This is a genomic window from Dysgonomonas sp. Marseille-P4677, from assembly GCF_016652235.1.
Classification (GTDB): Bacteria; Bacteroidota; Bacteroidia; order Bacteroidales; family Dysgonomonadaceae; genus Dysgonomonas.
Genome location: NZ_JAEPKU010000214.1, coordinates 1 through 3,465, shown reverse-complemented (window position 1 = coordinate 3,465; position 3,465 = coordinate 1). Strand labels below are relative to the sequence as shown.

Below are 3,465 nucleotides of genomic sequence, written 5' to 3'. Positions count from 1 at the left end.
ATACTAATAATCAAATATATAGCTCAAAGTGAAAATAAATAGAAATATACATTTTTTCCTTAAATATGTTGGTCTATTTATGTTTGATTTGCATTAACAATACTGTATAAATTAAATTTGTAACATTTTATAAGAACACATCAAAGTTCAGTACATCGTGCATGAAGAATAAAATTATACTAATTAATATTTTTCGTTGCTACATTATCTTCTGTACCTAACAAAAGCAATACATATTGCAAAGAGAAGACAGTAAGTTTTTATGAAAATCCTTACTTATAAAAAAGGGAAACTTGATAAAAATATAATGAGACTTTACAGACCCATACAATAACTGTAGATAGAATAAATAGAATAAAAGGAAACGAACTTTAACATTTTATTGTAAAGGTATAGAGTAATTGATTATCTATAAACTAAAAGAAGAAACTACATGCGACAGCCAAACTTTAAACAAAGACTTTGTATTGGAATAACATTAAAATTATTGCTACTAACAGCAATTATCTGGATAAGCCCGACAATGTATGCCCAAGTTACAATTGGGGGTAATACTCCTCCCGAAAAGGCCGCTTTATTGGAAATAAAAGATAAGAAAGCGGCAACCTATGGCGGAGAAACTTCCACCACAGGAGGCCTTCTATTACCTAGAGTGATCCTAGTCGATCGTAACGAATTATTTCCGTTTTTCGACTCTGCACTTCAAGGCAACAATGATTACGAGAATATTCAAAAACCGGCTCACACAGGATTAATGGTATATCACATCGGCGGCAATAATTTAGCAGCCGGCGCTTATCTATGGAATGGAGAAGAGTGGAAAAAGATTGAAGAAACGATGGGTAAAGCCGACTTAACAATTGTTTGTAGCAACATCAAAGTGTTGGGATCATATGTTGAAGGACAAAGTATGACCAGTGGCAATTATCTCGAAATAAAGGTAACGGTCAATAAACCGGGTAGTTATAACATTATGGGAACTACAGGTAATAACTATATTTTTCTGGCTACGGGAGAATTCCATATTGCGGGAGAATATACTATTATAGCTACCGCTCAGGGAACACCACAAACAGCCGGAACAGACAACATTACCCTAGTAAATTTTGGTGAAGAAATAGATCCTACATGTAAACCTCCTGTCATTGTGGCAAGTAATATTGCAGATTATAATCTTTTGTGTAGCTCTACTGTTGTCAAGGGAATATATAAGGTGAATCAACCGCTAAATGTGAATACTAATTATCTTGAGCTAAGTATTTATGTTAATAGTACCGGTAGCTATTCTATCTCATCCAACACAGTCGATGGTATATCTTTCTATGGTACCGGCGAGTTTACATCCATAGGCCCTCAGACAATAAAAGTTTATGGGCAGGGAATTCCTAAATCGACTAAAACAAAAAAGATAACTCTTACCACAAATTCGATAGGAGGAACATCCACAAACTGTGATGTAGATATACTGATTGTAATCCCTAAAAAACGGATATTGAGCCTTGGTACATCAGATAGAGCCCTACACGGGAATGCTGGTTCAGGAGGAACAGCCGACATATTCACTTATTCCGGAAATTTTGGAACGCTCGAAAGCAGCACTTTCAAAATAGAAGACCCTGATATTATAGGAGTGACTACCGGCTCAATAACAACCTCTATTCTACAAAACCATTTGCAACCGACCAATCCTTTGGATAAACCTGTAGACATAGTATTTATTACTTACAATGCGGACCTTACAGCTAATGATAGCTTTGCTGCAGGAAAAATGTTGGCTGAATATGTAAAAAAGGGAGGGGTAGTGATTATGTATAATGAGCATATGTTCAACCACAATTCAGGAGCTCCGGGTAAGTTTATTCAAGAACTATTTGATGATGCGGCAGCTTGGGGTGTTGAAGATGTTGCAGGCGGAGGTGTTTTATATAAATTACCTAATTACGACGATATGATTCTTAATGGGCCGTTTGGAGATTTAAGAGGTAAATATGTAGGCGAAGACGGTTGTTGCGGCGATGCTTTCACTTATCTGCCTCCATCAGAAATCGAATGGTCATTTTCATCATACGACTATAGTGGTTCTAGTTCTACAAGCGGGAATCAGAGTCAAATATCGGGTTTCAAAGCCAAAAATTATAATCTAGTATGGTTTGGCGACGGAGGTTTAGGTTCCGGAAATGGAGGAACTAGTGACACCAGCTATCCTGTAGCGCTAGATGCTAGCCGTAGACCGATCAGTAAACTGTATGGAAGAAATAATTCTACCCGTAAATACGTAGAAAATGCACGCTTTGTTGCAAATGTTTTATGCTGGGCATTTCAGCAGTCTGAATTTAATGGTATAAATACAAAATAATTACAAATTAGAGTCCATGAAAAGAACTAAAAAGGCCGTCATTGAAAGATAAGTAGATAATTTCATAAACTAAAGTCTAAATGATGGTCTGACTTTATGTTTCTTTCGAACATTCAAATTTATTATTAAAATGTTTGTGCTAGTATCCCCCCTTTCTACAATCTGAGAAGACTCAGAATCGGGGGATATTATTTTATATTATATATTAAAAAAACACATGTGGATGGTTGTATTTTGTATTAATAAAATTAAATTTGCACACGAAAAAGATTGAAGCAATAATAAATAACGGGAAATCACGGTCTTCGTAATTGGGACCGAAAATATCATTATAAAGGCTCATGTATAATAAGTCGCAGGATACGATTTTAAAAGAAGTATGTATTCGATATTTTTATTCAATTATATTAGTATCGTCTTTATTTGCGGTATACTATATTTATGAAAATATCGAACCTTTGAATTATTTTGTTAGCCTATGTCCGATAGCGCATATCTTTTTATTTTTTATACCATATAGTTTAGACTACAAGTCCATTAAGATTTTAATTCCTTATTATCTAGTTTACCTCTCTTTCTTCCTGTATGCCAACATGGTATATTTCTGGATCTTTGGCCAAATTACAGCCTTTATGTGGTATAGTATCATTCCTATTGCAGCTATGATATTTTTCTCAAGAAAGACAGTTGCTCTTTGGGGTATCTATGTCCTAGTACTTATATGTTCTGTCTTCGTTGTAGGCTCTTTTATTCCAAAAGAATATTTTCATAGCCCAACCGAGAAGCAGCTCATGGTTATAAACATCATGACTATTGTACTGAGTATAAGCTTCATCCTGTTCTTTATCTATTATTTAAATAAAATAAACCTTATACGAGAAATTCACTTGGCTGAAAGAGAGTCTGTGGACGAAATAGATAATTACATCGAAGAGGAAGAATTAGAATCGGATAAACTTGATAAACTATATTTGAATATCCTGAATTATTTTGTCGAAAAAGAACCTTTCTGCGATCCTGATTATACAATTACACAACTGGCAAAAGAACTTCAATCAAATGTGAAGTACATTTCAAGAATAATAAAAATCAAAGAGGATGTAAATTTC

The 3,465-nt window shown here is 34.5% G+C and carries 1 protein-coding gene and 1 pseudogene; both read left to right on the top strand.

The features are described from left to right. The first annotated feature begins 433 nt into the window (after positions 1 to 433). On the top strand, positions 434 to 2,356 hold the full coding sequence (locus JGH11_RS19330) for a hypothetical protein (protein WP_201114527.1): 1,923 nt from the start codon (positions 434 to 436) through the stop codon (positions 2,354 to 2,356). 632 nt (positions 2,357 to 2,988) lie between these two features. After that, positions 2,989 to 3,465 (top strand): annotated as a pseudogene (locus JGH11_RS19325) (hypothetical protein); the annotation flags it as partial.

Excerpts from the sequence above, each read along its gene's own strand:
- JGH11_RS19330 (WP_201114527.1), top strand. The coding sequence starts at position 434 with ATGCGACAGCCAAACTTTAAACAAAGACTTTGTATTGGAATAACATTA.